We start from the raw sequence: 3,818 nt of genomic DNA on the forward strand, positions 1-3,818 counted from the left end.
CCGCTGCTGGAAAGATTGGAGTTTCACAGTCTCATCGCCCAAGTACGCAATATTCAAGCCATTTTGGGCGGGATCCCAGCCACCGCCGATTCCCCAGATGCTCAAGAGAAGGACGAAGCCCTTTGGTTTGATTTTGCCCTGGATCCCGCCCCTTCTCTGCCGACAGTGCGCATCGTCGATACGCCGGAGCAATTGGAGCGTTTGCGACAAGACCTGCTGGCCTGTCCAGGGATCATAGCTTGGGACACCGAAACCACTAGTTTGGAGCCCCGAGATGCCCAATTGGTGGGGATCGGCTGTTGTTGGTCAGAGCAGGACATTGCCTACCTGCCCATCGGCCACCGCCAGGGAGCCAACCTGGATTGGGAGCTGGTGAAACGAAACCTGCAGCCCCTTTGGGAAGATCCCAACCGACCCAAAAGCCTACAAAACTGCAAGTATGACCTGAGCATTTTCCGCGCCCACGGCATCCACCTGCAAGGGATCCAATTTGATCCCATGTTGGCCAGCTATGTCTTGGATCCAGAAGCCGGCCACAACTTGGCCGATTTGGCAGCCACCCACTTGAATTTGCCGACCACCAGCTACGAAAAGTTGCTGGGCAAAGCACAATCCATCGCCGATATTCCAATTCCTCAAGTTGCAGAATACTGCGGAACCGATGCCTACTGCGCCTATCGCTTGGTGCCCATCCTCACCGAAAAACTCCAACAGACCGATCCGCGCCTGTGGGATCTTTTCATTCAGGTGGAGCTGCCCTTGGCCCAAGTTTTGGAAGAAATGGAGTGGGTCGGCATTCGCATTGATACCGAATTTTTGAGGCAATTCTCCCAAGAGCTGGAACAAGAATTGCAAAGTTTGGAACAACAAGCCTATGCCCAAGCCGGCGAGACCTTCAACCTCAATTCTCCCAAACAACTGGGATCCCTGCTCTTTGAGAAGCTAAAACTGGATATTCGCAAAACCCGCAAAACGGCCACCGGATATTCCACCGACGCCTCTGTTTTAGAAAAGCTAGAGGGGGATCATCCCCTCATCGAGACCATTCTGCGCTACCGCACTTTGGCCAAGCTGAAATCGACCTATGTGGATGCTCTGCCTGCCCTGGTGAGAAGCGACACCGGCAGAGTCCACACCGACTTCAACCAAACCGTCACCGCCACCGGCAGGCTCAGCTCCTCAAACCCCAACCTACAGAATATCCCCATTCGCACCGAGTTCAGCCGCCGCATTCGCCAGGCTTTTATTCCCCAAGAGGGGTGGCTATTGGCCTCGGCTGACTACTCCCAAATTGAGCTGCGCATTTTGGCTCACCTCAGCCAGGAGCCCACGTTGGTGGAGGGCTTTCGCTCAGGAGAAGATGTGCATACTCTTACAGCTCGTTTGCTCTTTGAAAAACAAGACATCACCAGCGAAGAACGCCGCCTAGCCAAGACGATCAACTATGGGGTGATCTACGGCATGGGAGCGCAGCGCTTTGCCCGCACCGCGGGGGTTTCTTTATCCGAGGCCAAGCAATTTTTGCAGCGATTTAACGAGCGCTACGCCGGCATTTTCGCCTATTTGCGCTCCACCGAAGCCTTTGTGGAAGAACACGGCTACGTAGAAACGATCTTGGGCCGCCGTCGCTATTTCCCCAACCTGTCCCGCCTGACAGGCCATCGCAAACTGGCCGAGTTGCGGGCGGCTGTAAATGCCCCCATCCAGGGATCCGCCTCAGACATCATCAAAGTGGCGATGGTACGCCTGCAGCAAAAGCTGCAGAACTTTCGCTCCCGCTTGCTCCTGCAAGTCCATGACGAGCTGGTGTTTGAGGTGGATCCCTCGGAATGGCAGGCCCTACAACCCCTGATCCAAACAGAAATGGAAGGAGCGGTGCCCCTTTCCATACCCCTGGTGGTGGATATCCAAATCGGCCACAACTGGAAGGAAGCCAACTAGACCGTGGGACAGACCAGGGATCCCAGTCCTGTGGAAATGTTAAACTTTGTAAAAGTGTTTGTTGTTTTCCTATGGCCGTCGAGATTTACACCTGGCGTTTTTGTCCTTTCTGCATCCGGGCCAAGCAACTGCTGGAGCGCAAAGGCGTGCAATACATCGAATACGCGATTGATGGAGACGAGGTGGCGCGGGCGGAAATGGCCAAGCGGGCCAATGGTCGCCGTTCGGTGCCGCAAATTTTCATCAACAACCAGCACATTGGCGGCTGCGACGATCTTTACGCGCTCGAGGCCCGCGGTCAGTTGGATCCGCTCCTGCAACAGGCCAGCTAAGCCTCACCGTCTGGGGGTCACTCTGCCGCTTGTTTAAGCTGAGCGCGGGCCTGCTTCAACATGGCAATTAGGGTGTGATGGGCGTCCTCGGAGTCCCGCAGGGGGTGGTCGAAGCCAATCCGCAGCGTTTGTGCCATCCCATCCACCTGCACCTGCAAGTCCATCCCTTCTGGATCGATGGCCTGCATACGGGCTTGGGTGACGCCTTCCAGGCGGCCAAAGACCCTGGCGTAGAGCGCCACTGCATCGGCGTGATCTTCGTTCATATGCTTGCAGATGCGCTCGCTGACTTCTGGGGTGAGGGGATCGGCCATGGCAGTCGTTTTTTGCTCTTAGCTCTCAGTTTAGAGTAAATTACCCGGCGCACCTAAGATAAGCAGAAAATCAGGGATCCAGCAGCTCAGGCTCGTCCTTGGGCTTGCAGCTCCAACAACTCGTCTGCCATCTCCAAAAAAGCCTCCCGATCCAGGTAAGAGACATCTCCCACCCATTCCCCCAGCTTGACCACGTAGACCTCGCTCAAGGTGGGGCGGCGCTGCAAATCCCGCGAGTAGGCTTTCACCAACGCCAGCACCGATTGCTTTTTAACAATTCGCCGGTAGCGGGGATCGTCCTTGGCGCGGACACGATAGACGACTCCGGTCTCATCGCCGATCTCCATCTCAAACTGGCGCTCTCGCACCTCTTCGATATAGAGCTCACCCTCTTCGTCCAGCTTTTCCCGTTCTTCCACCACCACCTCGAAGCGGCGGGTGCGCAACACCTGCCCAAAAAACAATCCCCCATAGGGAATCTCGCGAAAGGCTATCTGGCGCCGGGAGATGGTGTACAGGGGCCCCCACAGGAAGGGATAGAGCAACGCGAGAAACCCGGCCAAAAAGGAGAGCGCCCCCAGAAAGGATCCCTCGCCAAAGGCACGAGAAAGCACCAGCAGCGCCACACCCACCAGGATGGCCGTGATGATGCGGCCCGTGCTCTTGAGGGCATCGCTCCAGTAAGCTGCATACTGAAGGCGTGTGGGCACCACCGGAATCACCAATTCGCATTCTTCTGGGGTGAGCTCCAACAACATGCTCAGGGATCCTCACAATGCCACAATCTGTCTGCCGGGGGCCAGACCCTATCTTAGAATGAGGCAGAGGCGCTTCGCTGCCAGTCCTTGCTCGCTTTCTATCTCCATGCCGACAGGATCCCACTTCTCCCCGACCGGCCAGACCCTCAGACAGCAAGTGGCCCAGTTGGACGAGGGATCCCGTCGAGACAAGGCCTGGTTGGGGGATGCCGTGTTAGGCTTGTTTGCCCGGCAGTGGCTGCTGGGCCCACCTCAGGACTGGCAGGTGCCTTCCCCTCCCCGTTGTGATTTGAATCGGGCAGAACTGTTCACCTGGCTGACCTCCAATCAATTTTTGTCGGCCCTCAGGGATCCCACACAGGTGGAGGCAGAAATCGGCCTGCTTTACGAAAAAGAAGGTCTACAAGCGGCCTTTGCCTACATCCAGGAGCACCTGCTGCCTCTGTTTGTGAGGCAGGTCAACAACCGCGCCA

The 3,818-nt window shown here is 56.5% G+C and carries 5 protein-coding genes; 3 read left to right on the top strand and 2 right to left on the bottom strand.

The genetic code is table 11. The annotated features are described in order from the left end of the window. The coding region (gene polA, locus NW857_RS09665; protein ID WP_414368805.1) for a DNA polymerase I at positions 1-1,941 on the top strand (1,941 nt) is incomplete at its 5' end. Between the two features lie 71 nt (positions 1,942-2,012). Then, positions 2,013-2,273, top strand: coding sequence for a glutaredoxin 3 (gene grxC, locus NW857_RS09670; RefSeq protein WP_414332820.1), 261 nt, complete (start codon positions 2,013-2,015; stop codon positions 2,271-2,273). 17 nt (positions 2,274-2,290) lie between these two features. Here the strand turns inward: grxC and NW857_RS09675 are convergent, their stop codons facing one another. Together NW857_RS09675 and NW857_RS09680 are read right to left on the bottom strand one after the other, a co-directional pair. Beyond that, the gene (locus NW857_RS09675; protein ID WP_414332819.1) at positions 2,291-2,587 is read right to left on the bottom strand and encodes a DUF2470 domain-containing protein; all 297 of its coding nucleotides are present in this window, start codon (positions 2,585-2,587) and stop codon (positions 2,291-2,293) included. 86 nt (positions 2,588-2,673) lie between these two features. Next, complete coding sequence (locus NW857_RS09680; protein ID WP_414332817.1) at positions 2,674-3,345, bottom strand: hypothetical protein; 672 nt, start codon at positions 3,343-3,345, stop codon at positions 2,674-2,676. A 106-nt stretch (positions 3,346-3,451) separates the two neighbouring features. Between NW857_RS09680 and NW857_RS09685 the strand changes: the two genes are divergently transcribed. After that, positions 3,452-3,818, top strand: a 367-nt coding sequence (locus NW857_RS09685) for a hypothetical protein (protein ID WP_414368807.1), incomplete at its 3' end; no start/stop codon positions are given.

This window comes from Synechococcus sp. H55.9 (assembly GCF_047462355.1).
In the GTDB taxonomy this organism is placed as follows: Bacteria; Cyanobacteriota; Cyanobacteriia; order Thermostichales; family Thermostichaceae; genus Thermostichus.